Genomic DNA, 25,118 nt, shown 5'->3' with positions numbered 1-25,118 from the left:
GCGTCGACGGTCGCGGGCAGGAGGTCGGTGCCGAGCGCCCGCGCGGTGCGGGAGACGCCTTGCACGAGCCGCCGCACGTCGTCGTCGCGTCCGGCCTGGCGTTCGGTCCTGATCCGTTCGACCATGAGCAGTTCATCGTCGGGGGCCGCCACCAAGGCGCGACTTGCTGCCCAGCGGGCCGTTTCGACGTCGCCGAGGTCAAGGGCCTCTCGGGCGGCGAGGACGCCGAGGTCGCGGATGAGGGCACCCGCGTCGGCGCGTAGTTCCTCGGCCCAGCCCCACTGCCCGGGAGCCGCGTCGGCCAGCGGCGCGCCGCGCACCAGGCGCAGCGCGGCGAGCAGATGCTCCAGCCCGAGTCCGTTGATGCCGGGCGCGGTGAGCACGAGCAGGTCTCCCCAGTCCGAGGTGACCTCGTCGGAGAGTTGGATGCGTCCGGAGTAGGCGTCGGGGAGGAACAGGTCGCCGTCGCGTCCGGAGCCGAGCCACGTCCGCAGTCGGCTCATGTTGGAGCGCCGCGTCCCCTCCGCGACCAGCAGTGAGCGGCCCATTTCCTGTGGGGAGGCTCCTGGGTGGAGGTGGAGCCAGGCGCAGTATTCGATGCACTGACGCGCCGCCCGGGCGGGCGGCTGGCCCGCGCATCCGGTGAGGTCGATCGGGCCGAGCAGGTGGAGCCGTGGGTGATCCCCCGGTGCCGCCTCCTCAGCACCTTCGGGGGCCCGGGTGCCCCAGCGGACGGCGGCCTGTTTGCGGGCGCCGTCGCCGCCGGGGCGGAGCGACACGATGTACATGGGTTCCCCTTCCCGCCACCAGGGCGCGGGCTCGGTGTCGGCTGTGGTGGCGAGTGCGAACAGCCCGGTGATGGCAGCGCGCGTGTCGTCGGGGACGGTCTGCGGCGTGACCGTCGTCGGTCCGACGCGGATGCTCGCCGTCGCCGGGGCGGCCTCCGCCGACGCCTCCCGGCCCTGCGCGGTGGAGACGGCGGGATCCCAGTCGAGGCGCCAGTCGGCGTCGTGGGCGGCGGACTCCAGGCCGAGCACGGCGGCCAGGCCGTCGGCCCGGTCGTCGACGGCCGCTCGCAGCCGACAGAGTTCCAGTTCGGCGAGGGGGCGCTCGAACAACCACACCTGGGGCGCCCAGGCACCGGCCAGGTCGGCGTCGAGGCGCCGTTCCCGCCAGGGCCGGGAGTCGGCTGCTGCGGCCCTGGCTGCGGCGACCCCGTCGAGCAGGGACAGTGCGGTCGGGAGGTCGTGGTGCGCGGTGATCCGCTCGGCACCGCACGCTTTGACGAAGTCGTCGTCACCGGTGACGAGGTGCAGGTCGACCTCCTCCGCCCACGGGGCGCAGCTGAGTTGGATGAGCAGCGCGGAGAGCACCTCCCGACGGCCCTGGCCGGCCTCGCACGCGACCCCGAGGACCCCCGATTCCAACGCGTCGAGCATGATCTCGCCTCCCATGTCGTCGCGGCCCAGCGTGACCAGCGCGGGGAAGGCGACCGGGCCGTCCTCCTGCGGACGCTCCGCCAGCGCGGCGTAGGAGATCGCGAGCGCGTTGCCGAGGTGGACGAACCCGGCGGGCGCCGACGTGGGCGCATCGACGAACTCGAAGCTGACTCCGGTCTCGTCCAACCTCGCCGACGCGAGCGCGCCGACGCTTTCGGGGACCTCACGCCAGTGGGCAGCGATGCGCCGCAGGGCGCGGGTCAGCAACTCTGGCCGCGCCGGTGAGGGCTCCGGGTCGTCGTCGGCGGCCACCGTCGCCACTTGGCTCAGCGCGGTCGCGTAGCGAGCCAGGTCCTCTCCGGGCTGCACGAAGCGGCGACCGACCGGCCGCGACTGCCGCTGCACGCGGCGCGCCACCCCCACGCCGCCCAGCACCGCGGCCGCCGAGAGCGCGGTCAGGCCCCCGGCCAGAGCCGAGGCTGGCAGGGCGTCTGGCGCGACGACGGTGGAGCCTCCCGCAGGGGCCTGCGTCGGCGGGGAAAGGGTCCCGCGCGCCGGCGACTGCTCCGGAACCTCAGGGATGGGGACGCGCTGCCCGTTCGGTCCTAGAGGTGAATCGTGCTGCTCCGGCGTTCCCAGGTCGCCGTCGCCCGGGGCGACCGTCCCGCGACCGTGCGATGACCCCGGGGTTGCGCCGGGTGTCGCCAGCGCGCCCGCGTCCGCCCCGGTGGCGGACCCGCTCGACGCCTCGGGGGTTGCGGGACCGTGCGGGGCCGGGGACGCGTCGGCCTGCGCCGTCCACGGAAGGCGCAGCACCCAGCCGATGTCGATCTCATCCGGGTCGGCGATCCGACCCTGGTTCAGCACCTGGATCTCCGGCCATCGATCCGCGTCGCCCAGATGCCGCAGCGCCAGTTTGGAGAGAGTGTCCCCGCGCTGCACCGTCACGAGGGTGACCGGATCGGGGATCGCGAGGTCGGTGCCGGCCACCAGCGCCGCGAGGGGGTCCGCGCCCAGGGCGGCGTTGGCCGCTGCGATCTGCCGCCATTGCGTGCCTTCGCCGTAATAGTGCTCCGCGAGGCTCCACAGGTCGTCGCCCGCCGCCACACGGTGCAGCACTGTCGCGCCGGTGGCGGATGCGTCCGTGGGGGTGGCTCGCAACGCTTCGACCGTGGGAGCCGTGGGTGCCGCGTCCGTGGCCACGACGGCCACGGGCGTCGGGGCGGCGTGAGCCGGGGTCTGGACGGAGGCGAACGCGATCGCCAGGAGTCCTGCCGCGAGGGCACGGGGCATGCCGAATCCGACCAATCGGAAGCGGGGACGCCAGCCGGACAGGCTGATGACCACCTCGACCACGAGTGCACACGTCCACCAGGCCCAGGCAGCCCAGGCGGCTGCGGTCAGCGCGACGAGTACGGGGCGCACATCGGACAGGCTCCACAGGCCGATCGCGGAGACGTCGGTGACGCCGACGCGCAGCAGGGCCAGAGGCGGGCCCACGGCGAGCAGGAGCAGGCTGGCGATGGCCAGGAGCCGACGCATCATCATCGTTTCCCTCGGTAGCGGTCGAGCGTGGAGGAGGACTCGGCGGACAGTGACACGCCGCCGGGGAGGCCGGGCAGCAGCAGGTCACCCACCGGAACCTGGCAGGTGACGGCCGCTCGGATCTTCCCCGGGGCCCCGAGCGGTGCGGTGAACGCGGAGACGTCCAGGCGCAGCGTCCACGACGGCTGACACCGCACCCCCGATGCCCGGGCATCGCCCGTGACGACTCCGTGTGCCTGCGCCTGCGCCGTGCCCGCGTCCCGGGCCAAGGAGGCCGTCCTGGCGGCCGAGTCGGCCCACTGCTGCACGGCGATCTGAGCGTTGGCGAGGCGTCCGGCGAACAGCATGAGCCCGGCCATCAGGAGCAACGCCGGCACCATGATCACGAACTCCACCGCCGCCGCACCCCGCTCGCTCGCCCGGGCCAGCCTCGCGAGCGGACGAGGGGACGCCGCACCGCGGCGCATCGGGATCATGGCTGCGTCACCCGTTCCTTGGGCCTGGTCGCCTGCTCGCTGACGGCGGTCTGGCCAAGGTCGACGAACGTCGGCATCGAGCCGCGCACGGTCACGGTGACCGACTCGGGGCTGGCCGTGAGCGTCACCTCCACGCCGACGAGGCCACCGGCGGCGGCCACACGACGGGCGGCTTCGGGCCCGTCGCCGGCGGGAGCGTCGGCCAGGGCGCCACGCTCAGCACCGGTCACGGCTGCATGGGTGGCGACGGTGCGGCCGTGCGCCCACAGGCCCACCTGCAGGATGCCGAAGACGGTGAGCAGGATCACCGGCAGCAGGATCGCCCACTGCATCGAGTCGGTGATGCCCCGCTCGTCGTGCCTGGTCATCCCGGGATGGTGGCGAGCTTGTTGTGCACCAGCGCCGTGACCACGCCCACGATCGCCAGCGCGACGGCGGCGGCACACGCCAGCAGGATCGCCTGTTCGGTGGATTGGGAGACCCCGCGCTCGTCCCGCGCGGGGGTGGTCGCGGGAGCTCGGGTCACCAGCAGAGCCAGGCTGAGGAGGTGGTAGAGGGGCAGGGTCATCGTGGTCTCCTTGAGGGGTGGATGGAGGTCAACCGCTGGTCGCCAGGGTGAGCAGCGGGGGTACGAGGAAGAACAGCCCGAGCACGAGGCTCGGCAGGACCATCCAGACGGTCATCCGTTCGGACAGTTGGGTGGCGGCCACTTTCGCCGAGGTGAGGTGGGCGTCGCGGAGCTCCCGGACCCGGGCACGCAGCGTGCGGGCCAGCGAGGCGCCCGCCTCATCGAGACGCATCACGTCGGCGAGGTCAGCGAGCGCGGGGAGTTCCAGGTCACGCGCCAGCCGGGTCAGGTCGGCGTACGGCGAGCGCTGCTCCAGCCGGGCGCGATCCAAGACGAGCCGGATCGAGCGGAACAGCGGGGCGTCGGACAGTTCCGCAGCCGCATGCAGGGACTGGATGGCCGAACGGTTGGCCAGGCGTTCGAGCGTGACCAGGTCGAAGTAGGTCAACAGGGCCTCGCTCGCGTCGTCGCTGATCGCCCGGCCCGCTCGGCGCAGCGCCAGGTCGGGCAGCAGGTACCCGACGACGGCCCCCACCGGGGCCAGGAGTACGGGGAGTGCCGGCGTCGAGTCGAACAGCAGCCACAGCAACGACCCGACCAGCATGGGCGCCAACAGGCCGACGACGGCCCCGACCACCTTCGCCGTGTAGTGGGCGGTGAGCGAGCGGCCACTCAGCACCAGTTGGCGTTCGCGAACAGGGTCGGCGACAACGCGGCGGACGCGAATCCACCAGGCGCCGGTACGCTCGAGTCCCTCGACCCGTGCTGCCGGTGCTTGCTCGGGAGCCGGGTCGAGCGCCCCCAGGGCGTCCGCCAGCCTGGCGTGTTGCGGGCGGAACGCCAGGACGCCCAGCACGGCCCCCAGGGCGATCAGGGCGCCGGGCAGCACCGCGATGAGGGCGCTCACGAGTGGCTCCGCAGAATCCGGGCACGCTGCCGGGCTACGGTCATCCGCTTGAGCCGCAGCAGCGAACCGGCGTACAAGACCACGAGCCCGATCAGCACCGCCTGCCCGATGGGCGTCCCGTAGGGCCGGAAGAAGTCCCGGCCGAAGAGCACCGCCGCACCCAGGACGACCAAGGTGATCAGAGTCACCTGCCGGACGACGTAGCGGGGCTTGGCGCGCTCGGCCTCGATCTCACGCATCACCTTGAGCCGCTCCTGGATCGAGTCGGCCAGTGCCGCCAGGGTCGCGACCGCCCCGTGTCCGCCGCGTTGGGCCGCCAGGACGAGACTGGCCACCACCGCGTCGGCGTCCGCGGAGTCCAGTTCGTCGGCCAAACGCAGCAGGGCGGTCGGGGCGGGCCAGCGGTCGTCGAGTCGTTGCACCAGCCGGAGCAGCGGCTCGCGCAGGACGTCGGGTGCGGTGCGCGCGCTCGCACGGACGGCATCGGTGATCGAGCGCCCGGCGCCCATGGTGGCGGCCAGACCGCGAACCCAGCGATCCAGCGATTCCAGCAACGCGATGTCGTGCGCGGGCGGGGCACGCAGCAGTTCGGGGATGCCGATGACCGCCACGGGAACGACGAGCAGCATGACCGGCCAGCCGGTCCACAGGGTGACGCCGATCGCCAACCCGAAGGCCACCAGCACAAAGACCCAGGTGCGGCGCGGGACGGAGCGGAGGTTGTCCACAGTCTTTGTCCACAGACCTGTGGACGCGTGCCCCGCTGGCCGCTGCGTCACGACCCCGGCGGCGACCGCCGCGAGGAGCACCGCCCCTGCCACCGCGAGGCATGCGGCCAGGACACCCAGGGCGATCATCGGGCCCGCCAATCCGCCCAGAACGGCTCCAGGTCTGCCCACAGCCGAGACTCGGGACGCAGGCCGGGGTCGTCGGCCCGGTACACGAGGTGGGTGACGGGGCGGTCGTTCTCGAGTGCCCCCGTCAGCGCGACCACCTCGGCCACGGCCCGGGTCCGGACACCGCCGCGCCACGTGTCGTCTTGAAGTCGGACATAGACGATGAGGGCAACGTGGTGGGCGACCTGACGGTAGGCCTCGCGCATGGTGATGACGCCGCCCTGGGCGACGCGGGCGGCTAGGCGATCAATGGTCGACTCCGCCGAATGGGAGTGGGTCGTGCTCATGGTGCCGGCACCCGACTGCATCGCTTCGAACATCGCACCCGCCTCCGCGCCACGAACCTCGCCGACAATCAGCCGGGAGAGGTTCTGGCGTAAGGCCTCGGGGATGAGTTCGGCGACGGTGAACTCCCCGACCTGACGGCCGTCCGCCACCTCTCCCAGGCCCACGCGCGCCTGTAGCGCGAGGATGTTGCGGCGTCCGGGCTGGAGGTGGGTGAGGAGCTCATAGTCCGTTTCCAGGGTGCCGAAGCGCTCATTCTCGGGGATGGACGCGATCAGGGCGCGCAGCAGCGTCGTCTTGCCTGCCCCTTGATCCCCGGCGATCACCAGCGACTTGCGACCCAGGACAGCCGCGTGGAGCAGTTGACCCAGTTCGTCGGGCATCATCTGGCCGTCCACGAGGTCGGCGAGGGTGACCGTGGTGAGGTTGTGCTGCCGGATCGTGATGGAGGGGCGGTAGGACAGGCCGAAGCCGATGGCGTGCAGTCGGTGCGAGTCGCCCAGTGCCAGCGTCATGGTGGGATGAGCGTCATCGAAGGGACGCGGTGGTGTGACCGATTCACCCAGGAAGCGGACGGCCTCGACCAGCTCTTCGTCGCTGTCGGCCACCGGTGGCAGGACCTCGCGGTGACCGTCACCGTATTGTGCGACGACGCTGTCGTATCCGTGGATCTCGATATTCTCCGCGTCAGGCAGCGTGAACAGCGGCTGCATCCGGCCGAAGCCGAAGATCGCGTCCTCCAGCGCGGCGGTGTACCGCTGCTCCCGGTCCACCGTCCACAGATCCCCGAGCTGGCTGCGTTCCTCGGCGTGCTCGCGGACAACCTGCCGCAGCACCGACCGCGCCATCAGCCGCCGATCGGCGTCCCCCAGCGGCATGCCCGTGCGTTCCACGTGGGCCTGGGCAGCGCCCGCCACCTCGTCGGAGGCCTGCCTGCGCAGCGTGACGACCAGGCTCCAGTCGACCTCGTCGTGGAGGGGCGCGGCGGTGATCCGGCGGGCGTTGGGCACATCGACGCTGAAGTCGGGAACCTCCTGCAACAGCGGGACGTCGGCCAGGCGGCGCATCGGCGAGTCGGTCACGAGGCAACCTCCCGCTCGCGCCGGGCGAGGCGCCCGTGCAGCGCCTCGGACGCCCGCCCGAGGCTGACCGCCAGGGGCGACCGGGGCCAGCGCCGGCCGAGCCGATCGTGCCCGGCATGGAGTTCCTCGGCGGCCGCTGGATCCCACCCGATCTCCGCCAGCACCGGGACGCCGAACTGGTCGGCCACCTCCGCGGCGGCGTAGGGTCGCCCGGGTCCGACCAGGATCAGGCCCGTGGCACCCAGTTTGGACGCGGCCACGAGCGGCGCCAGGTGTAGCCGCAACCCGGCCAGCGCGATCAGCGAGGTGCGGCAGACCAGCGCCACCAGGTCGGCCTCGCGTACGAGTGTGTCGGGAAGCCCGCGATGCCCGGTGCGGCCGGCGTCCACGATGACGTCGGCTTCTGTTCCCGTCTCGAAGGCCGCCAGCAAGGGCGGCCACACGGGTTCGAACAGGTCGATAGCGCCCAGGTGCGTGAACCCGGAGATGAGAGCACGGGGCGTCTCGTCGCCGGGCAGTGGCGGCAGCGGCCGTGCCGTGGCCGCCAGCGTGTCGAGCAGGGGGTTGCGCTCGCGGTGCGCCTGCAGCACCGATTCCAGGCCGACGCCGGCCGCCCGGCCGTGCAGGTAGCCGGCGAGGACCGTCTGCGCGGCGGCCCGGTCGGCGTCCACCAACACCGACGCCGTCGGCCACGTCAGGGCCAACCCGAGGGCGGTGGTCGTCGTGCCGGGGGCGCCGCTCGCGCTCGCGAGCACCACCGTGCTCACCGGGGGCTCCCCTGTTGAATGAGCGAGACGCGCTCCCCCGCGGCCAGACGCGCCACCGTCTCGGCCTGATCGGAGGGGACGAAGAGGTCGAAGACCAGGGACCCATCGGGCTGGGCCACCGGTGCCGCGACCAGCGTGGCTGCGACCGTGCCCGGCAACGCCCCCTCGGCCCCGGAGTCGGCCAGTGCCACCACGCTCAGGGGCGTGCCCGGACGCAGGTCTCCTGCGGGGAAGCGCCCCTGGGCCAGCCGGACGCCCACGCGAGCCATGCCCACGGGTTGGCTCGCCTCGGCCCAGCTGCCGTCGACGAGCAGCCCTCCGGCGGGGATGTCGGTGATCGCCGCCTTGCCGAGGACTTCCCCGATCCGGGAATCGGCCACCGCGCGCACATCAAGACCCGAGCCGACCTGCACCACCGCAAAATCGGCGGCGGCCAGGATTTCGCCGCGATAAATCGTGCGATTGACCCGGAGAACCGGCGTCGAATCAACGGCATTGAGGTACACAAATGCGGATACCAGACCACCGAGGCACACCGCGACGATGCCAAGAGCAAGCCACGCTGGACTGCGTCGAAGCCGCATCAGGGGTCGCGCGTGTGGGGTATCGGGAGTCGCCATGGGGGTGGTCCTCGTTGTCGTCCTGGGGTGAACACGCCTGACTCTAGGGAAACGACAACTTCACCCGCCACTCCTCCTCACCCTCGTTGTGGACAATCCCCCACAAACCCCTACTGCCTGTGGACAACGAACGCGGCATGACGGGCCGCCATCGCGACGTCGTTCCCCGTGGTCAGCAGGGTGATGGGACGCGGGATCGCCTCGTCGACGTGTCATGCGCCTCTCTCGGCGGTGGGGGCCGGGTCCACCGTTCCGGTTTCTACCGTGGGCAGCCGCGACACGATCGGCGGACACACCTCGATACCGCTCGCGTCAACCAGTTCCCGGAAACTATGCTCACCCGCATGGCACTCTCGCGACGCACCCTGTTCACCGTCGGTGGCGGCCTCACCGCAACGGCGGCCCTGACCGCCTGCGGCTCCAACACCGGCCGCAGCGCCGCCCCCACCGCAGGCGCCTCCGGGGCTCAGCCGACGATCGCCAGCTGGTACCACAAGTACGGCGAGGAGGGCGTCGAGGAAACCCTGAAGCAATGGGCGGCCGACTACCCCAGCGCCACCGTCGACGTGACCGTCGTGCCGGCCGACTACGAGAAGGCCCTGGCCGCCGCCCTGCTCACGCCGACCGCCCCCGACGTGTTCGAGTACGCCAACGGCCCCACCCTCGACATGATCAAGGCTGGTCAGGTCGCCGATGTCACCGACGCCGTCGGCACCGCCCGATCCCAGTTCACCCCGACGGTGCTCGCCCGGATGACCTACCAGGACAAGATCTGGGCCGTCCCGCAGACGGTCGACATGCAGCTCCTCTACTACCGCAAGTCGGCTCTGGCGGCCAAGAACCTGCAGCCCCCGGCGACGCTGGAGGAGCTCACGCACGTCGCCAACAGCGTCGCGACCCCCGAGATGGGTGGCTTCTTCGCCGGCCAGGACGGGGGCGTCGGCGTCTTGGGGCTGCTGCTGATCTGGGCGGCTGGGCTGTCCGAGATCAACGCCACCAACACTGCGGCGACCTTCAACGACCCCGCCCTGTACTCCTGCGTCGCCCAGTACAAGACGCTGTTCGACTCCCCCGGCATGGTCAAGTCCGCCTCCGCCGACTGGTCAGACGCCTCCCCCTTCATCAACGGCGAGACCGCGATGCAGTGGGGTGGCTTGTGGGACCTGACGAAAGTGCTGGCCGCGCACGGCGATGACGTCGGCGTGCTGCCCTTCCCGGCCTCCGGCACCACGGGAACGAAAGTCGTCCCGTTCGGGGCGTACAGCGCCTGCGTGTCCGCTCAGAGCCCCCACCTCACCGTCGCGAAGAACTTCGTGAAGTGGCTCTGGGTCGACTCCGACGACCGGCAGGTCGAGTTCAGCAACTCCTTCGGGGTCCACCTGCCGGCCAAGCCCGCCCTGCTGCCGCGTGCGACGAAGGTCGCCGACGGCGCGGGCAAGGACGCGGCATCCTTCGTCACCGACTTCGGCCGCGCGAACGCGCTGTTCTGGACGTCGGGGTCTGGGGACGCCTACGCGGCAGCACTGTCGAACGTGGTGAAGAACGGCGCCGACCCGGCCGCCGAGTTCGGCGCCGCCGCCACGAAGGTGAACGCCGAACTCGCCCGCGTCAACGCCTGAGGATGCGCGGCCGCGCCGCGGGCTCGTCCCTGACCCGCAGCAACCGGCGCTGGTTCTGGGTGCTCGTCGCCCCTTTCCTCGCCGGACTCGTGGTCTTCGTCTACGTCCCGATGCTGTGGAGCCTGTGGCTGTCGCTGTTCGACGCCCGCAACACCGTGACCCCGACGGCCTTCGTCGGCCTGGACAACTACGCCTATCTGCTCAGCGATCGCCTCTTCCTGGACTCGCTGGGCACGTTCGTGGTGTTCGCGGTGATCATCGTCCCCTTGACCTTCGCCTGTTCCCTGGCGCTGGCCCTGCTGCTGCAACGCATCACGGTCGCACGGGCGTTCTTCCGGTCGGTGTTCTTCCTACCGACCGCCGTCAGCTACGTCATCGCCGCCATGGTCTGGCGGATGTCGTTCTTCAACGGTGCCCGGTTCGGACTGGCCAACACCGTGCTGGGCGCGTTCGGGATCGCGCCGATCAACTGGCTCGGCGGAGAGAACACCTGGTACTGGGCCGTGCTGGTGAGCCTGCGGCTGTGGCTGCAGGTCGGCTTCTACATGATCGTGTTCATCGCCGGGCTCAACCGGATCGACCCGGTGCTGTATGAGGCGGCCGAACTGGACGGCGCCGGGGCCTGGAACCGGTTCCGCCACGTCACCTGGCCGCTGCTGCGGCCCACTTCTGTGGCGGTGTCGATGCTGCTGGCCTTCAACGCCTTCCAGGCGTTCGACGAGTTCTACAACACCCTCAGCACCGCCAGCGGATACCCGCCCTACGCCCGCCCCCCGCTGGTGTACCTGTACCTGGTCACGTTCGGTTCGGGCAGCCAGGACCTCGGCATCGGGTCGGCCGGGACCATGATCGTGACGTTGGTGATCCTCGTGTTCTCCTTCCTGCAGAACCGGCTGCTGGGGATCGGAGCCCGGCGATGAACCGGCGATCGCGTCCCCGCGTCGGCGCCTACCTCGCTGCCTCGCTGCTGGCCGTGGCCTTCCTGGTGCCGTTCTACGTGATCGCCCGCAACGCGTTCTCCACCCAGCAGGCCGTCGTCGCGCCGGCGTGGCGTTGGTGGCCGGACGCCGTGGGCGGCGGGACGCTGGCCCAGGTGCTGGGCAACCCCAGCCTGGGGATCCTGCCCGCACTGGCTACCTCGCTGATCGTCGCGACCGTCCAGACGGCCGCCACCGTGGTCATCTCCCTGATGGCCGGGTACGCGCTGGCCCGCTGGAGCACCACGGCGTCCCGGGTGGTGCTCGGGATGACGGTGTTCACGCTGATGGTGCCCGCGATGGTGACATTCATCCCCACCTTCGTCATGGTGAGCTCGCTGGGCTGGATCAGCAGCTATCGCGGGCTGATCGTCCCGGTGATCTTCTCCGCCTTCGCCACCTTCCTGTTCCGACAAGGGTTCGTGGACTTCCCTCCGGAACTGGAGGAGGCGGCCGCCCTCGACGGGGCCAACACCTGGACGACGCTGTGGCGGATCGTCGTCCCGAACGCCGGGGGCAGCATCGCTGCTGTCGGCACCATCACCTTCATCGGCGCCTGGAACGCGTTCCTGTGGCCGCTGCTCATCGCCCAGGATCCGCAGTTGCGCACCATCCAGGTGGTGCTGAGCCAGTTCATGACCAGCCAGGGAACCCGCTACCCGGAGATGTTCACCGGCGCCCTGATCGGCGTGGTTCCCGTGCTGCTGGTGTTCCTGTTCCTACAGCGCTGGCTCGTGCAGGGGGTCGAGGCCTCCGGTCTGCGCTGAGGCGCTGCCGGGTCGCGTGCTTGGATGGACGCCATGACGAGCCCTCCCGTGATCGAGGTCCGGAACTTCTCCATGACGTTCGGGGCGAACCGCGTCGTGGACGACCTGAGCTTCGAGGTGTCCCGCGGGGAGACGTTCGGGCTTCTCGGCAGCAACGGCTCGGGCAAGACGACGACGCTGCGGGCCTTGCTGGGCATCTACACCCCGACCAGCGGCGAGTTGCTGGTCAACCGGGCGCGATTCGATCCGGCCACGAGCGGGCCACTGGGGTATCTGCCCGAGGAGCGTGGCCTGTACCGCAAGGAGAGAGTCATCGACGTGATGACCTACTTCGGTCAACTCAAGGGCATGACGCGCACGGCGGCGGCCGTGTGGTCGCTGGAGTTCCTGCGCCGCGTCGGCCTGGAGAGCCACGCCCGCGTCCGGCTGGACAAGCTGTCGGGAGGCCAACAGCAGAAGGTGCAGGTCGGCGTCACGGTGATGAACAGCCCCGACATCGTCATCTTGGATGAACCGACGAAGGGCTTCGACCCGATCAACCGCCGGCTACTGCTCGACATCGTCGAGGACCAACGTCGCGCCGGGGCGACCATCGTGATGATCACGCATCAGATGGAGGAGGTCGAGCGGCTCTGTGATCGGGTTCTGCTGCTCAAGGACGGCCGCGCGGAGGCGTACGGCACGGTCGAGTCGGTGCGCGAGGCATACGGCGGGCACATGGTGCGGCTGCAGTACAGCGGGACGCTCCCGGAGCCACGGGGCTGGCGCGTCGTGACCGCTGAGCGCAACTACGCGGAGCTGGCGCTGGAGGAACGCACCGACGATCAGGCGGTGCTGAGGACGCTGCTGGACGCGGGCGTGACCGTGCACCGCTTCGACGCCACCACCGCGAGCATGGAGCAAGTGTTCTTGAGCATCTACGGCCACGCTCCGGAGGAGGCCGCGGCATGAGCGCCCACAACTTCAGCACGGTGCTGTCCTTCGAGTTGCGCCGCACGCTGCTGCGGCCGATCTACTGGCTGACGACGCTCAGCGTCCCGGCACTCATGGCGATCATCGTCGCGTTGTCGTTCTTCAGCGGCTCCACGGCCGCGGACCGGGCCCAGTCGGCGGGGGATCGGGTGTCTTTCCAGTACGTCGACGCGTCCGGCATCGTCGCCGCCGACGTCGCCACCAGGCTGGGTGGGACACCCGCCACGGATCCGGCCGCCGCAGAGGGCGCCGTCCAGCAGGGCACCTTGGACGCCTTCGTGTCGGTTCCTGCGGATCCGGTCACCGATCCGGTGAGGATCGTGGCACGCGATGAGGGGCTGCTGAACTCGAATCAGTGGTATTCGCTGGCCCGGCAGCTCGTCTCCGACTCCGCGGCCCAGCGCTTGGGCGACGACCGCCTCGTGGAGCTGACGCGGGGCGTCCCGATGACCCTGGAGACATGGAAGGACGGGCGTCCCAGCGCCGGGCTGAGCGGGGCGGTCATGCCCGCGTTCTTCCTGATCCTGCTCTATGCGGCGATCTTGATGCTGGGCCAGCAGATGCTCAACATCACGGTGGAGGAGAAGGAGAACCGGGTCACGGAGATGATCCTCACCACGATCCGGCCCCGGGTGCTGATCCTGGCCAAGATCACGGCGGTAATCGTCGCCGGCTTGGTGCAGGCTGCGGTGTTCCTGGTCCCGGCGCTGATCTGGCTGGGCACCACGGGCGGCCAGCTGGCGACCTCGGAGTCCAGCACCCCGCTGGGGTTGTCGGAGATCGTGGTCGATCCTGGTTCGCTCGCGTTGTCCGCCCTGCTGTTCGTCGGCGGTTTCGGGATGTTCACGGCGCTGCTGGTGGTGATCGGTTCGGTGGCCCCGACCGTGAAGGACGCCAGTTCGGCGTTCGGCGGGCTGGTGCTGGCGATGTTCATCCCGTTGTACGTGACGCCGCTGGTGGCCAGCGAGCCGGACTCGCTCATCACGCAGGTTGTGACCTATTTCCCCTTGACGGCACCGATCGCTACGCAGATGCGGAATGCGACCGGGACGCTGAGCGTGCCCGAGGGGCTGGCGGCGCTGGTCATCGTGTACGCGACGACGGGGGTGCTGCTGTGGGCGGCCGTTCGGCTGTTCGGGGCCGGGTCGATCTCCTACGACACGCGGCTGCGGCTCTCGGCGTTGCGCCGTCCGCGCGCGGCGGCCTGACGTCCGCACGCGCGACGTCACCGGCCGGGAGTCGCCGTGGGAGGCGCCGCGACGCCACGAGGGGGCCGGTCTCGATGACCGGCCCCCTCGGGCGTAGCGCGGACGCGTCGGCGTCAGGACGCGGATCAGGCCTTGATGGCCGAGACCTCGAACTCGAGGACGACCTTGTCGGCGACCAGGAAGCCGCCGGTCTCCAGCGCGGCGTTCCAGGTGAGGCCGAAGTCGGAGCGGTTGACGGTCGCGGAGCCCTCGAAGCCCACGCGGGTGTTGCCGAAGGGATCCTTGGCCTCGCCGGTGAACTCGAAGGGGATCGCGATCGACTTGGTGACGCCGTGAATCGTCAGGTCGCCGGTCACGGTGACCGTGTCGCCCGCGACGGCGAAGCCGGTCGCCGTGAAGGTGATGGTGGGGAACTGCTCGACGTCGAGGAAGTCGGCGGAGCGGATGTGGTTGTCGCGGTCGGCGCTGCGGGTCGAGATGCTCGTCGCCTGAATGGTGACCTCGAGGGAGGACGCCGACGGGTTCGCGCCGTCGACGGTGGCGGTGCCGGTGAAGTCGCTGAAGGAGCCGCGGACCTTGGTGACCATCGCGTGGCGGGTCACGAAGCCGATCTCGCTGTGGCTCGGGTCGAGCGTGAAGGTTCCCTTGAGTTCGTTGAGCTGGGTCATGGTGGTTCTCCTTGGTCGGGGTCGGACACTTCCAGAGTAAGGAGGCGCCCGCGCTTCGGTACACCAGCACCGTAACGAGTCTTAGTTGAACTGTCAACTAAAGCGATCTCGTGTTGGTTGTTGTTTCTATCGTCGATGTAGTGTGACGCTGACTGGCACACGGTCCTGAACACTGCGCCACGACACGGTCTCAAGGAGGAGTTCTATGCCGGATCCCGCAACCCTGGTCACAGGAGAGAAGAACCTGGAACTGCCGTTCGTCCAAGCCACCCAAGGCAACGACGGCTACGACATCGGCAAACTGCTGGCCGCCACGGGGGACACCACCTTCGACATCGGCTTCGCCAACACCGCGGTCTGCAAGTCCGCCATCACCTACATCGACGGCGAGGCCGGGGTCCTGCAGTATCGGGGCTACCCGATCGAGCAGCTGGCCGAGAAGTCGACCTTCATGGAGACCTCCTACCTCGTGTTGTACGGGGAACTCCCCACCGCCGAGGAGCTCGCGACCTTCACCGAGAAGATCTCGCGTCACATGGTGATCGACGAGCGCCTGCGTGAACTGTTCCGCATCTTCCCGCGCCGCTCACACCCGATGCCCGTGCTGTCCGCGGCCATCACGGCGCTGTCGACGTTCTCGCGCGACAACACCGGCTTCGAGCCTGACCAGATCGAGGCGGCGACCCACCAGCTCATGGCAAAGGTGCCGACGCTGGCCGCCTACGCGTTCAAGAGCTCGACCGGCTCGCCCACCCTGTGGCCCGACTACAGCCTGTCCTACATCGAGAACTTCATCCGGATGTCGTTCGGCACGGTGACCGAGCCCTACCAGTTCGACGACGCCATCACCCGCGCCCTCGACGTGCTGCTGATCCTGCACGCCGATCACGAGCAGAACTGTTCGACCTCGACCGTCCGGCTCGTGGGCAGCTCGCAGGCGAACATCTATGCGTCCGTCTCCGCGGGCGTCCACGCCTTGTCCGGCCCGCTCCACGGCGGCGCCAACCAGGCCGTGCTGGAGATGCTGCGCTCGATCCGCGACGACGGCGTGAGCGTTCAGGACTACCTCAACAAGGTCAAGAACCGCTCCGACCACACCAAGCTGATGGGCTTCGGTCACCGGATCTACAAGAACTACGATCCCCGCGCAGCCATCATCAAGAAGCACGCCGATGCGATTCTGAAGTCCCGCGGCGGCACCGATCAACTCCTCGACATCGCCCTGGAGCTTGAAGAGGCGGCTCTGTCCGACGACTACTTCGTCGAGCGCAAGCTGTACCCGAACGTCGACTTCTACACGGGACTGATCTATCAGGCGATGGGCTTCCCGGTGGAGATGTTCACCGTGCTGTTCGCCCTCGGACGCCTCCCCGGCTGGATCGCCCAGTGGCGCGAGATGGTCTCCGACCCGACCACCAAGATCGGCCGTCCGCGGCAGATCTACGTCGGCCACACCAACCGCGACTACGTACCGATGAGCGAGCGGTAATCCACCTCACGAAGCGACGGCCCGGGCGAGCGATTCGCCCGGGCCGTCGCACGTCCAGGGCGCCTCAGTCGGTCCGCTCGCGGATCGAACGTCCGGCCGGGGCCGGCCTGCGGCCAGGCAGCCGCTCCACCCACGCAGCAAGCTGACGGGCAGCCCGCATCACCCAGGAGGTGCGCCGGAGATCCAGCCGCCATTGGACGCCCGGCACCGACTCCACGAAGCCGAGCGCGTCCAGGAACCCCGACGGCAGATGCCGGCAGTCGGAGGCGCCGTGCGTCCCTCCTGCCACGACGTAACGGACGCGGCCGGGGAGCACGACCGCGGCCAGACGCTGCACGAGCTGGCTGCCGACCAACTCCCCCACGTCGTCGGGGCGGACCCACAGCTGGGTGATGACCACCGAGGACACCGGATAGAAGCCGCCCAGTTCCTCCGACGCCGAGCAGGCCAGCATGCCGACCACCTCGTCGTCTCGCAGCACCTTGAAACCGAAGGAGGATCTCGGCGCCCCCCTGCCGCACCACGGGCAGACGACGGTGGCAAGGTCACGGCTGTCCAACGCAACCAGCGACCTCATCGACGACCTCCTTTGACTGCCCCCACTCAGGTGGGAGACTGAGACGGTGAGCTCTCTCGAACCGTCCCGCCGCGATACGCGACTGGACCCGTACATCGACCAGTATGCAGACCGCACGGCGTCCATGACCGTGTCTGCCGTACGAGCTCTCTTCTCCGTCGCCAACCGCCCCGAGGTGGTCTCCCTGGCCGGCGGAATGCCCAACATCGCCGACCTGCCGCTCGGCGCCCTCGGCGCCTCCTTCGACGCGCTCGTCCAGACCAAGGGCATCCAGGCGATGCAATACGGCTCCGGTCAAGGCGAGCTGTTCATGCGCGAGCACATCGTCGACGTCATGGCCGAGGAACAGATTCGCGCCAACGCGGACGACATCGTCATCACCTGCGGCTCCCAGCAGGCCCTCGACTTGGTGACCCGGATCTTCGTCGATCCCGGTGACGTCGTGCTGTGTGAGGCGCCCAGCTATGTGGGTGCCCTGGGCACCTTCAACGCATACCAGGCCGACATCCACCACGTCGCGATGGATGAGCACGGGCTGGTTCCCGAGGCGGTCCGGGACGCCGTCGTGACGCTGCGTGCCGCCGGGAAGCGCGTGAAGTTCCTCTACACCATCCCGAACTTCAACAACCCGACTGGCATCACCCAGCCCGTCGAGCGCCGCCAGGCCATCCTCGCGGTCGCCGACGAACTCGACCTGCTCATCGTGGAGGACAACCCGTACGGACTCCTGACCATCGACGGCGAGCCGCTCCCGGCACTGCGCTCCGCGGACCCCCGGGTCATCTATCTGGGTTCCTTCAGCAAGACCTTCGCGCCCGGTTTCCGCATCGGCTGGGTGCTCGCCCCGCACGCCGTCCGCGAGCGGCTGGTCATCGCGCAGGAGGCGGCCGTGCTGTCGCCCCCGGTGTTCAGCCAGTTCGCGATCGCCAACTACCTGGAGAACTTCGACTGGCGCGCCCAGATCGTCAGCTTCCGGGAGATGTACCGCGAGCGTCGTGACGCGACGCTGCGCGGGCTCGCCGACCACATGCCCCCCACCGCCACCTGGACGCACCCGACCGGCGGCTTCTTCGTGTGGCTCACCCTGCCCGAAGGGCTGGACTCGCAGGCGCTTCTGGCCCGCGCCGTCAACGAGCGGGTCGCCTACGTCCCCGGCAACGCCTTCTACGCTGACGGCTTCGGCAGCCGCAACATGCGCCTGTCGTACTGCTTCCCCACCGCCGAACGGATCTACGAGGGGACCCGACGCCTCGGCAAGGTCATCCGGGACGAGTTGGAGATGCGCGAGACGTTCGGGCTGCCCGCTACGGAGACACCTCACAAGCCGGTGAGCGGACCGGCCCCCGACCTGAGCTGAACGAGGAAGCGAGAGCATCGTGTCCAACAACGTCATCGTCCTGGCAGGCGGCCTCTCCCACGAGCGCGACGTTTCGTTGCGCTCCGGTCGCCGTGTGGCGCAGGCACTGCGGGAGACCGGCCACACCGTCGTCGAGGCGGACATCAACGCGTCGTTGATCGGCACGATCCGGGCGCTGGAGGATCCGGTCGTCTTTCCGGTGCTGCACGGTGGCGCAGGCGAGGACGGGGCGTTGCGTGAGGTCTTCGACCTCCTCGACGTGGCCTATGTCGGCTCCACCGGGAGCGCCTCCCAGATCGCGTTCGACAAGGCCGTGATGACGCCGACCGTCGCCAAAGCGGGGCTGCGGACCCCGCCGCAATCAGCGCTTCCCACGGACATGTTCCGGGAGTTGGGGGCTGGGAATCTGGTGGGGGCGTTGGCCTCCAAGATCGGGTTCCCGATGATGGTCAAGCCCGCCCGCAGCGGGTCGGCGCTCGGCAGCGCCAAGGTCGACGACGCCGCCGGGCTGCCCGCGGCCGTGGTCGGGGCGTTCAGCTACGGAGACGTGGCGATCGTGGCCGAGTTCATCGAGGGCACCGAGATCGCCGTCTCGGTGATCGACCTCGGCGACGGACCGGTGGCGATGCCCGCCGTCGAGATCCGACCCAGCTCCGGTGTCTACGACTACACCGCGCGATACACCGCCGGCGCCACCCGGTTCCTGTCCCCCGCCCCGTTGGACGCCGAGGTTGCCGCCGCCTGCGCCGAGATGGCGCTCGTCGCGCATCGGGTCCTCGGCCTGCGGGATCTGTCGCGCACCGACATGATCGTGCGTGACGGCGTCCCCTACTTCCTGGAGGTCAACGTGGCCCCCGGCATGACCGAGACCTCGCTGTTGCCCTTGGCGATCGAGGCGTCGAGCGCGAGGTTCGCCGACGTCTGCGCCGCTTTGGTCCAGGTGGCCCGGGAGCGGTCCTTCGGTGCCGCCGAGGATGCGCCTGCATGAACACCCGCCTGAAGCAGATCCTGATCGTCGGCGTGGGCGCGGTTGCGGCTGCGGTGATGATCGTGCTGGGTCTGTGGCAGATGCAGGTGTTCGTGGACAAGGGGAATCGGTCGGTCGAGGATCGCGCCGCACAGGCGGCCGTGCCACTGTCGGAGCATGTCGCCTCCGACGGGGAGGTCGGGGACATCTACGGCAAGCAGGTCACCTTCACCGGTGAGTACCTTCCCGAGCAGACGGTGCTGATCCCCACCGGCGACGGCGTCCGGGTCCTGACGGCCGTGGCCCTGGCGGACGGGCGCATCCTCCCGGTGGTGCGGGGTCTGGCCGCGAACGACGAGCCGTACGCCGCCCCACCCACGGGCGTGGTGACGGAGACCGGTCTCTTCCTCCCGGGTGAGGGCGACCCCGACGGCGTCGTTCCCGATGGCACTCTCCGCTCGGTCCGGATGCCTCTGCTCGCTCAGAAGTGGCCTCAGCAACTCATCCCGGGTTTCGTGACGCTGAACGCCGAAGAGTCCAGTGCCCAGGGCATGCAGCAGGCCCCGGTGTCCCTGCCCTCGGGCGAGGGCTCGGCACGGAACAGCGGCTACGCACTGCAATGGTGGGTGTTCGCCGCCTTCGCGCTGGGGATGGCGATCAAGCTGGCGCATACGCTGGGGGTCAAGCAGCGCAATCAAGACGACGCCGTCCTCGGCCCGGATCCGGGGGCCGGCGCGGCGACGAAGGAGGAGCAGACCACATGAGCATGTCGATGGACGACACCCCTTTGGAACCAGACGATGTTCCCGGCATCAAGGGCGCGTTGCTGCGCTACCGCGTGATGGCCTGGATCGTGGGCGTGCTGCTGGTCGTCCTCGTCGTCATCGGGATGCCCCTGAAGTACGTGGGCGGCAACGATGCCGTCGTGGTCGCGACCGGCGTCCCGCACGGCTGGCTCTACATGGTCCTGCTGATCACGGCCTATGACCTGGGTCGTCGGGTGAAGTGGCCCTGGGGTCGGCTTCTCCTGATCGCTTTGGGAGGCACGGTCCCCTTCATGTCCTTCGTCGCGGAGTTCTACGCGACCCGTGACGTCAAGCGGCGTCTGGCCGTCCTTGAGGACGGCGCTCCCATGGCCTTCTAGGCACCGGGTTTGGCGTTCCTTGGGGGGCTCGCCTCCTCCAGGAGGGCGTCTCGGCATGCTGTCAGCATCACTGTCAGCTGGCGTTGCTGCTGTTCGGTGAGTTCGCGGGTCATGCGTGCTGTCACCGCGTCGACGCGGATGCGACCTGCCGCGAGGAGGGCTTCCGCGTCCGGGGTCACGGTGGTGGCCCGTTCTCGCCGAGGACCAGGCACATCGGAGCGTTCGATCAAACCACGCCTCTCCAGGCCTTGGAGGAGGACGTTCATGGACTGTCGGGTGACGAAGGCGCGGCGGGCCAGCTCCGAGCCCGTGATGCCCGGTGTGTCCTGCAGTGCCTGCAGGCTGGCGAACTGAGGGACGGTCAGTCCGAGGGGGCGAAGCTCCTCGTCCATCCGCTGGTGAAGAACCGCCTGGGCCTCTTTGAGGGCGACTCCCAGGGCGGCCGCCGCCCATTCCTCCATCAACGCCATGTCAGTAGTTTGACACACAAGGCAGCCAGTGTCAGAGTATTGACACATGAGAGAAGAGGTTGCCATGACAAACCACACCGCAGGACCGGACTTCGTCGCCTTCCAGGTGCGCGACGTCGAGGCATCCGCACGCTTCTACGAGGAGGTGGTGGGACTGCATCGGCTTCCCGCGCCCAACCCCGCCGCAGCCGTCTTCAGCACCGGGCCAGGATCCTCGTTCGCGGTGCGCACCCCGCTGCCCGGCGTGGACCTCGAGGCAGGGACGCCCCTGGGGTACGGGGTCGGGGTGTGGTTCCACCAGGAGGACGCCCTGGCCGTTCATGCCCGTCTCCTCGCAGCTGGCGGCGAGGTCGTCGAGGGCCCACTCGAAGGACCTTTCGGAACCCAGTTCTCCTTCCGTGACCCCGATGGCTATCTCGTGACCCTGCACTCGCGAGCGTGAGGACGCCACGCGTTCAGGCTGCGTCTTGGGCCCGCGTCCGGCTGGGATCCACCGGATGTTGGGCGCCGGACCGCCTGCCCGGGCGATCCGCTCCCCTGCGTGGCGTTGTCGACGTCACGCAGGGAGGAATGCTCGCCCCTGTCGTGGTGTGACCCCGACCAACCCGGACTGCTCTGTGCGCTCACACCCGGAACCGTGACGGTCGCCACGGTTGAGGCGTACTGGTGCCCCCCGACGTCCGTTCCGAAGCCCAGAGGCTCCGCTTGTCCGGTGAGACGCCTCCATCAGGGCCGTGTCTCGGTGGGCGGTGTCGTCGTCCATGAGTGCCCCGGTGTGGGTGCGTGCCCCGGTGTAGGTGCGTGTGTCCCGATCTCTGGGGTTCCCCGCCGAGTCGGTGTCTCGTTTGCGGCTGGCGGGCGCTTCCAGGGCCCGAGATACGCCCAGGGCGGGGGTGCCCCCACGGTCACACCACGCTCCTCCCCGGCCGCCCTGAGGTACTCCCCACGCTCTCACCAGAGTCGTTCCCGCAGTCCGAGGCGCGTCCACGGTCTCACCTGGTTCGTCCCGGCTGCTCCGAGGCGCCCTCACTGCCGACGTCTCGTCAAAGACATGTAACTATTTGTCGCTTTATTGTTCTGTCGAGACTCCCTGGCGAAGCACCACCAGGATCCGGTCAAGGTCCTCTTCGCCCGCGAACTCGATGGTGATCCTGCCCTTGTTGCGCCCGATGTGGACGTTGACCCGGGTATCCAGGCTGTCTGTCAGGGTCTGCGTCAGGGCCGACGCCCGTGGCGACGGCTCGCGAGTCGTGGACGTGCGGCGTCGCGGTGCCTGCCCGTGTTGGCTCAGCGCAATGATCTCCTCCACCGTGCGGACACTCAATCCCTCTGCGACGATCCGCTGCGCCAGGCGCTCCTGCTCGACCGGGTCTGCCAACGTCAGGAGGGCACGGGCATGGCCTGCGGACAGCACGCCCGCCGCGACCCGGCGCTGAACCGGCGCAGGGAGCCGCAGGAGGCGGATCGTGTTCGAGATCTGTGGACGCGATCGTTTGATCCGCACCGCCAGTTCCTCCTGCGTGCACCCGAAGTCGTCCAGCATCTGCTGGTAGGCGGCGGCCTCTTCCAGAGGATTGAGCTGCACCCGATGCAGGTTTTCCAGGAGTGCGTCCCGGAGCAGATCGTGATCCGCGGTTTCCCGCACGATCGCGGGAATCGTCTCCCGCCCCACGGCTTTGGTCGCACGGAGCCGCCGTTCCCCCATCACGAGCTCGTAGCCGTCGCCCAGCGGGCGCACGACGATCGGCTGGAGTAGTCCCACCTCCTCGATGGACTCGACCAGCTCGGCCAGGTCGTCCTCATCGAAGAACTGTCGAGGCTGCTTGGGGTTGGTGGTGATGCTCGCGACCGGGATCTCCGCAAAGGACGACCCTGCCGGGGCGGACACCAGATCTGAGGCCAGATCGGCCCCTTCCCTACTCGCAGGTTCCTCCCGCGTTTCCGGGCCTGTCGGGCGGATCAGGTCACCCAACCCTCTCCCGAGTCCGCTGCGCTGCCGTGGTGTTGCCATGGCTTCTCCTTTGTCGTGGTCAGAGGGTAGGGGTCGCCCCACGCGCGGCGATCTCCTCCGCCGCGTGCACGTAGGCCTGGGCTCCCACGGACGAGTAGTGATATGTGATGACCGTTTGCCCGAAGGAGGGCGCCTCGGCCACGCGCACCGACCGCGGGATGATCGTCTGCAGCGTCTCTCGGGCAAAGTGAGTACGAACCTCTTGTGCCACCTGATTGGCCAGGTTGGTCCGCGCGTCGAACATCGTCAGAAGGACGGTCGAGAGTGTGAGTTCATCGTTCAGGCGACCTTTCACGAGATCGATCGTGCGCAGGAGCTGGGTGACCCCTTCGAGGGCGTAGTACTCGCACTGAATGGGGATCAGCAATTCGTGCGCGGCGACGAGCGCGTTGAGAGTGAGGAGTCCCAGCGAGGGGGGGCAGTCGATGATGACGTAGTCGACGTAGTAGTCCTCAAAGAAGTTCTTGAGAGCGGTGCGCAGACGGGTCTCGCGCGAGACGGCCGCCACCAGTCCGATTTCGGCTCCAGCGAGGTCGATCGAGGCGGGCAGCACCCAGAGTCCCGGGACCTCCGGGCAACGTACAACAGCGTCGATCACTGGCAGTTGATCGACGAGAACCTCGTACGTGCCAACAGTCCCCTCCTCGTGCGGGACGTTCAGCGCTGTGGAGGCATTCCCCTGCGGGTCCACATCCACCACCAGGACACGCAGGCCTCCCTCCGCCAGGGCGGCAGCAACATTCACCGCTGTGGTGGTCTTGCCGACGCCGCCCTTCTGGTTGGCGACGACCATGATCCGTGGGCTGTCCGGATGAGGCAGATGGGTTGTTTCACGTGAAACATCGACGGAAAGATCGTCAGGGGCGTCGGGCTCGCCAACCTCGTCGTCAGGTGACAGGAGGACCCTGCGGGGCTGCGTTGCGTGATCGGGCACGTTCGAGACTCCTCACCGGGACTACCACGCGAGTCTAACCCTGTGGATCTGACAGTTCGTCCTCAACAGAGTCGTGTCAGTGGGAGTCAACCATATTGAAGTCCGATTCACGGTGAACCCTCGACCAAGGGTCCAGTTCCTCGACGCCTGCGCGTCCCCGGGGGAGCCGGCTTCTCATCTGGCGTCGTGACTCCGCGCGTTGAGCTCGCGGGGTCATTGGATCCCCCACACTAGGCAATCCCTTGGCCGCGGTCCGGCCGCTTGCGCCTTACCGCAGTCGCGCGCCGTCCATCCGGTCGGGCGTTCCATCGGTGACCCGGTCCCGCTCACTCCCCACGCCCAAACTGGGAATCCTCGTATCGGGCCGCCCATGCTGGTGGCGATCACTGGAGCACGGGTGGCTTCTGCCGCATTGCGATGCAACCCACCCACGCCGTTTCACGTGAAACACCACGACTGAGGAGCGATGAGGGAGGTGGAGGCAGCCGGGCGAGACCCTGGAAGCGGCGGCCCCGCCATGGGAGCGCCCACTCCTAACCCATCCAAGCCACCCAGTCGGACCCAACACCAAGACCATCCCGGACCCTCGCACGGACATCCGGGCGCGTAAGGCCCGTCAGGCAACCAACCGACCTCGGACCGCAAGTCCCCCACTCGAGAAGGATCTCGCCCGATTCTCACCGCACCGGAACACGAACGAGCCCCCTCGACGAGACCGCCGGCACAACGATTCGCCACAGCGAGCCTCAACTCTCACCACATCACGAACTGTGTCCATCCAAGACCGAGATACAGTGCGCCTCCATCCCAATACCCGCCTCGCCCACCATTGCACCCCACCCATCAACACAGCTCCCCATTTAGGGCAGTGAACGGCTAGCCAAACAATGATCCACACGCCACCGCGCATCCAAGGACCGCACACTCACGCGGGAAGCGAGCACAACCGCCCACGAGCGACAATCATCAAGCCACACCACCGAGAACGCGCCTCCTGACACCCACCGCCCCTGCCCACTCGGCCACCGCCTCAGACCGACCCACTCACCCACCCAGCCTCCCAGCCACCCGGCCACCCGGCCACCCACAGGACTGCAGGTGTGCATCACCTGAGGACCAAAGTCCATCCGAGCCCCACACGCTCGGGCACTCACTCACGCCACCACAAACTCTGGTGGTGGCCCAGATGTGGGCTCAGTTCGGCCCCCCATCGCAGTTCGTCCCTTCGCGCTTGAGCGATGGGCCCCTGCACGGCCAAGCCCACCGTCACCTAGATGTACTGACCGGGAACGTTGATCAATCGTGAGAACGGCGGTTGGTTCCCACAGGCCGTGTGGGGCCGATGGTGGTTGTAGTAGTGCAGCCAGCCCTCG

Annotated in this window: 24 protein-coding genes and 1 pseudogene; 11 read left to right on the top strand and 14 right to left on the bottom strand. The window is 69.0% G+C overall.

The window, feature by feature from the left end:
- The 9 genes from V7E09_RS05990 to V7E09_RS05950 form a co-directional block, all read right to left on the bottom strand.
- The coding region (locus tag V7E09_RS05990) for a LysM peptidoglycan-binding domain-containing protein (protein WP_324523156.1) at window positions 1–2,987 on the bottom strand (2,987 nt) is incomplete at its 3' end.
- Complete coding sequence (locus tag V7E09_RS05985; RefSeq protein WP_324511529.1) at window positions 2,984–3,460, bottom strand: TadE/TadG family type IV pilus assembly protein; 477 nt, start codon at window positions 3,458–3,460, stop codon at window positions 2,984–2,986. The genes V7E09_RS05990 and V7E09_RS05985, both read right to left, overlap by 4 nt.
- On the bottom strand, window positions 3,457–3,828 hold the full coding sequence (locus V7E09_RS05980; RefSeq protein WP_324523155.1) for a TadE/TadG family type IV pilus assembly protein: 372 nt from the start codon (window positions 3,826–3,828) through the stop codon (window positions 3,457–3,459). Before V7E09_RS05980 ends, V7E09_RS05985 begins: the two co-directional genes overlap by 4 nt.
- Window positions 3,825–4,028 carry a hypothetical protein gene (locus tag V7E09_RS05975; protein WP_324511527.1) on the bottom strand — a complete coding sequence of 68 codons (204 nt, stop codon included), beginning with the start codon at window positions 4,026–4,028 and terminating at the stop codon, window positions 3,825–3,827. Before V7E09_RS05975 ends, V7E09_RS05980 begins: the two co-directional genes overlap by 4 nt.
- A 28-nt stretch (window positions 4,029–4,056) precedes the next feature.
- Entirely contained in the window at window positions 4,057–4,935 is an 879-nt protein-coding gene (locus tag V7E09_RS05970) for a type II secretion system F family protein (protein WP_324523154.1), read from the bottom strand.
- Window positions 4,932–5,792 carry a type II secretion system F family protein gene (locus V7E09_RS05965; protein WP_324511525.1) on the bottom strand — a complete coding sequence of 287 codons (861 nt, stop codon included), beginning with the start codon at window positions 5,790–5,792 and terminating at the stop codon, window positions 4,932–4,934. The genes V7E09_RS05970 and V7E09_RS05965 overlap by 4 nt, the downstream gene beginning before the upstream one ends.
- Entirely contained in the window at window positions 5,789–7,183 is a 1,395-nt protein-coding gene (locus V7E09_RS05960) for a CpaF family protein (protein ID WP_442956849.1), read from the bottom strand. The genes V7E09_RS05965 and V7E09_RS05960 overlap by 4 nt, the downstream gene beginning before the upstream one ends.
- A gap of 11 nt (window positions 7,184–7,194) precedes the next feature.
- On the bottom strand, window positions 7,195–7,965 hold the full coding sequence (locus V7E09_RS05955; RefSeq protein ID WP_324511523.1) for a hypothetical protein: 771 nt from the start codon (window positions 7,963–7,965) through the stop codon (window positions 7,195–7,197).
- Window positions 7,962–8,471 carry an SAF domain-containing protein gene (locus V7E09_RS05950; protein WP_324523153.1) on the bottom strand — a complete coding sequence of 170 codons (510 nt, stop codon included), beginning with the start codon at window positions 8,469–8,471 and terminating at the stop codon, window positions 7,962–7,964. Before V7E09_RS05950 ends, V7E09_RS05955 begins: the two co-directional genes overlap by 4 nt.
- Window positions 8,472–8,929: 458 nt before the next feature.
- Here V7E09_RS05950 and V7E09_RS05945 point away from each other — a divergent pair, with 458 nt between their 5' ends.
- Genes V7E09_RS05945 through V7E09_RS05925 form a run of 5 tightly spaced genes read left to right on the top strand, consistent with a single transcriptional unit; the run spans window position 8,930 to window position 14,128 of the window.
- On the top strand, window positions 8,930–10,204 hold the full coding sequence (locus V7E09_RS05945; RefSeq protein WP_324511521.1) for an ABC transporter substrate-binding protein: 1,275 nt from the start codon (window positions 8,930–8,932) through the stop codon (window positions 10,202–10,204).
- A gap of 2 nt (window positions 10,205–10,206) precedes the next feature.
- A complete protein-coding gene (locus tag V7E09_RS05940; protein WP_324511520.1) occupies window positions 10,207–11,124 on the top strand; it encodes a carbohydrate ABC transporter permease in 918 nt (305 codons plus the stop codon).
- Window positions 11,121–11,948 (top strand): carbohydrate ABC transporter permease, encoded by an 828-nt coding sequence (locus V7E09_RS05935; protein WP_324511519.1) that lies wholly within the window; start codon window positions 11,121–11,123, stop codon window positions 11,946–11,948. The genes V7E09_RS05940 and V7E09_RS05935 overlap by 4 nt, the downstream gene beginning before the upstream one ends.
- A gap of 33 nt (window positions 11,949–11,981) precedes the next feature.
- Window positions 11,982–12,899: an ABC transporter ATP-binding protein gene (locus V7E09_RS05930; protein WP_324511518.1), complete on the top strand. Its 918-nt coding sequence runs from the start codon at window positions 11,982–11,984 to the stop codon at window positions 12,897–12,899.
- Window positions 12,896–14,128: an ABC transporter permease gene (locus V7E09_RS05925; RefSeq protein WP_324523152.1), complete on the top strand. Its 1,233-nt coding sequence runs from the start codon at window positions 12,896–12,898 to the stop codon at window positions 14,126–14,128. Before V7E09_RS05930 ends, V7E09_RS05925 begins: the two co-directional genes overlap by 4 nt.
- A 125-nt stretch (window positions 14,129–14,253) precedes the next feature.
- On the opposite strand, the gene V7E09_RS05920 is transcribed toward V7E09_RS05925, so the two are convergent.
- Window positions 14,254–14,796 (bottom strand): YceI family protein, encoded by a 543-nt coding sequence (locus tag V7E09_RS05920; RefSeq protein ID WP_324511516.1) that lies wholly within the window; start codon window positions 14,794–14,796, stop codon window positions 14,254–14,256.
- Window positions 14,797–15,001: 205 nt separating this feature from the next.
- Here V7E09_RS05920 and V7E09_RS05915 point away from each other — a divergent pair, with 205 nt between their 5' ends.
- Window positions 15,002–16,285, top strand: a complete 1,284-nt coding sequence (locus V7E09_RS05915) for a citrate synthase (RefSeq protein WP_324511515.1) — start codon at window positions 15,002–15,004, stop codon at window positions 16,283–16,285.
- A 64-nt stretch (window positions 16,286–16,349) separates the two neighbouring features.
- Here the strand turns inward: V7E09_RS05915 and V7E09_RS05910 are convergent, their stop codons facing one another.
- The gene (locus tag V7E09_RS05910) at window positions 16,350–16,862 is read right to left on the bottom strand and encodes a hypothetical protein (RefSeq protein WP_324511514.1); all 513 of its coding nucleotides are present in this window, start codon (window positions 16,860–16,862) and stop codon (window positions 16,350–16,352) included.
- Between the two features lie 16 nt (window positions 16,863–16,878).
- Between V7E09_RS05910 and V7E09_RS05905 the strand changes: the two genes are divergently transcribed.
- The 4 genes and pseudogenes from V7E09_RS05905 to V7E09_RS05890 form a co-directional block, all read left to right on the top strand.
- A complete protein-coding gene (locus V7E09_RS05905) occupies window positions 16,879–18,219 on the top strand; it encodes an aminotransferase-like domain-containing protein (RefSeq protein ID WP_442956848.1) in 1,341 nt (446 codons plus the stop codon).
- Between the two features lie 19 nt (window positions 18,220–18,238).
- On the top strand, window positions 18,239–19,207 hold the full coding sequence (locus V7E09_RS05900; RefSeq protein ID WP_324523151.1) for a D-alanine--D-alanine ligase family protein: 969 nt from the start codon (window positions 18,239–18,241) through the stop codon (window positions 19,205–19,207).
- Window positions 19,204–19,950: an SURF1 family protein gene (locus V7E09_RS05895; protein ID WP_324511511.1), complete on the top strand. Its 747-nt coding sequence runs from the start codon at window positions 19,204–19,206 to the stop codon at window positions 19,948–19,950. The genes V7E09_RS05900 and V7E09_RS05895 overlap by 4 nt, the downstream gene beginning before the upstream one ends.
- Before the next feature lie 23 nt (window positions 19,951–19,973).
- Window positions 19,974–20,330: pseudogene (locus V7E09_RS05890) on the top strand (DUF3817 domain-containing protein); the annotation flags it as partial.
- Here V7E09_RS05890 and V7E09_RS05885 read toward each other — a convergent pair.
- Window positions 20,327–20,800, bottom strand: a complete 474-nt coding sequence (locus V7E09_RS05885; protein WP_324523150.1) for a MarR family winged helix-turn-helix transcriptional regulator — start codon at window positions 20,798–20,800, stop codon at window positions 20,327–20,329. The pseudogene V7E09_RS05890 and the gene V7E09_RS05885 sit on opposite strands and share 4 nt — an antisense overlap.
- A 64-nt stretch (window positions 20,801–20,864) precedes the next feature.
- On the opposite strand from V7E09_RS05885, the gene V7E09_RS05880 reads away from it, so the two are divergent.
- Window positions 20,865–21,242, top strand: a complete 378-nt coding sequence (locus V7E09_RS05880; protein WP_324523149.1) for a VOC family protein — start codon at window positions 20,865–20,867, stop codon at window positions 21,240–21,242.
- Between the two features lie 627 nt (window positions 21,243–21,869).
- Here the strand turns inward: V7E09_RS05880 and V7E09_RS05875 are convergent.
- Together V7E09_RS05875 and V7E09_RS05870 are read right to left on the bottom strand one after the other, a co-directional pair.
- Window positions 21,870–22,811: a ParB/RepB/Spo0J family partition protein gene (locus tag V7E09_RS05875; protein ID WP_324511508.1), complete on the bottom strand. Its 942-nt coding sequence runs from the start codon at window positions 22,809–22,811 to the stop codon at window positions 21,870–21,872.
- A 19-nt stretch (window positions 22,812–22,830) separates the two neighbouring features.
- The gene (locus tag V7E09_RS05870) at window positions 22,831–23,745 is read right to left on the bottom strand and encodes a ParA family protein (RefSeq protein WP_442956847.1); all 915 of its coding nucleotides are present in this window, start codon (window positions 23,743–23,745) and stop codon (window positions 22,831–22,833) included.
- Window positions 23,746–25,118: the final 1,373 nt, after the last annotated feature.

It is taken from the genome of Propioniciclava sp. (genome assembly GCF_036744435.1).
GTDB lineage: Bacteria > Actinomycetota > Actinomycetes > Propionibacteriales > Propionibacteriaceae > Propioniciclava.
Note: the sequence above shows the minus strand (reverse complement) of the source record. Positions and strands in the feature narration are given on the sequence as shown.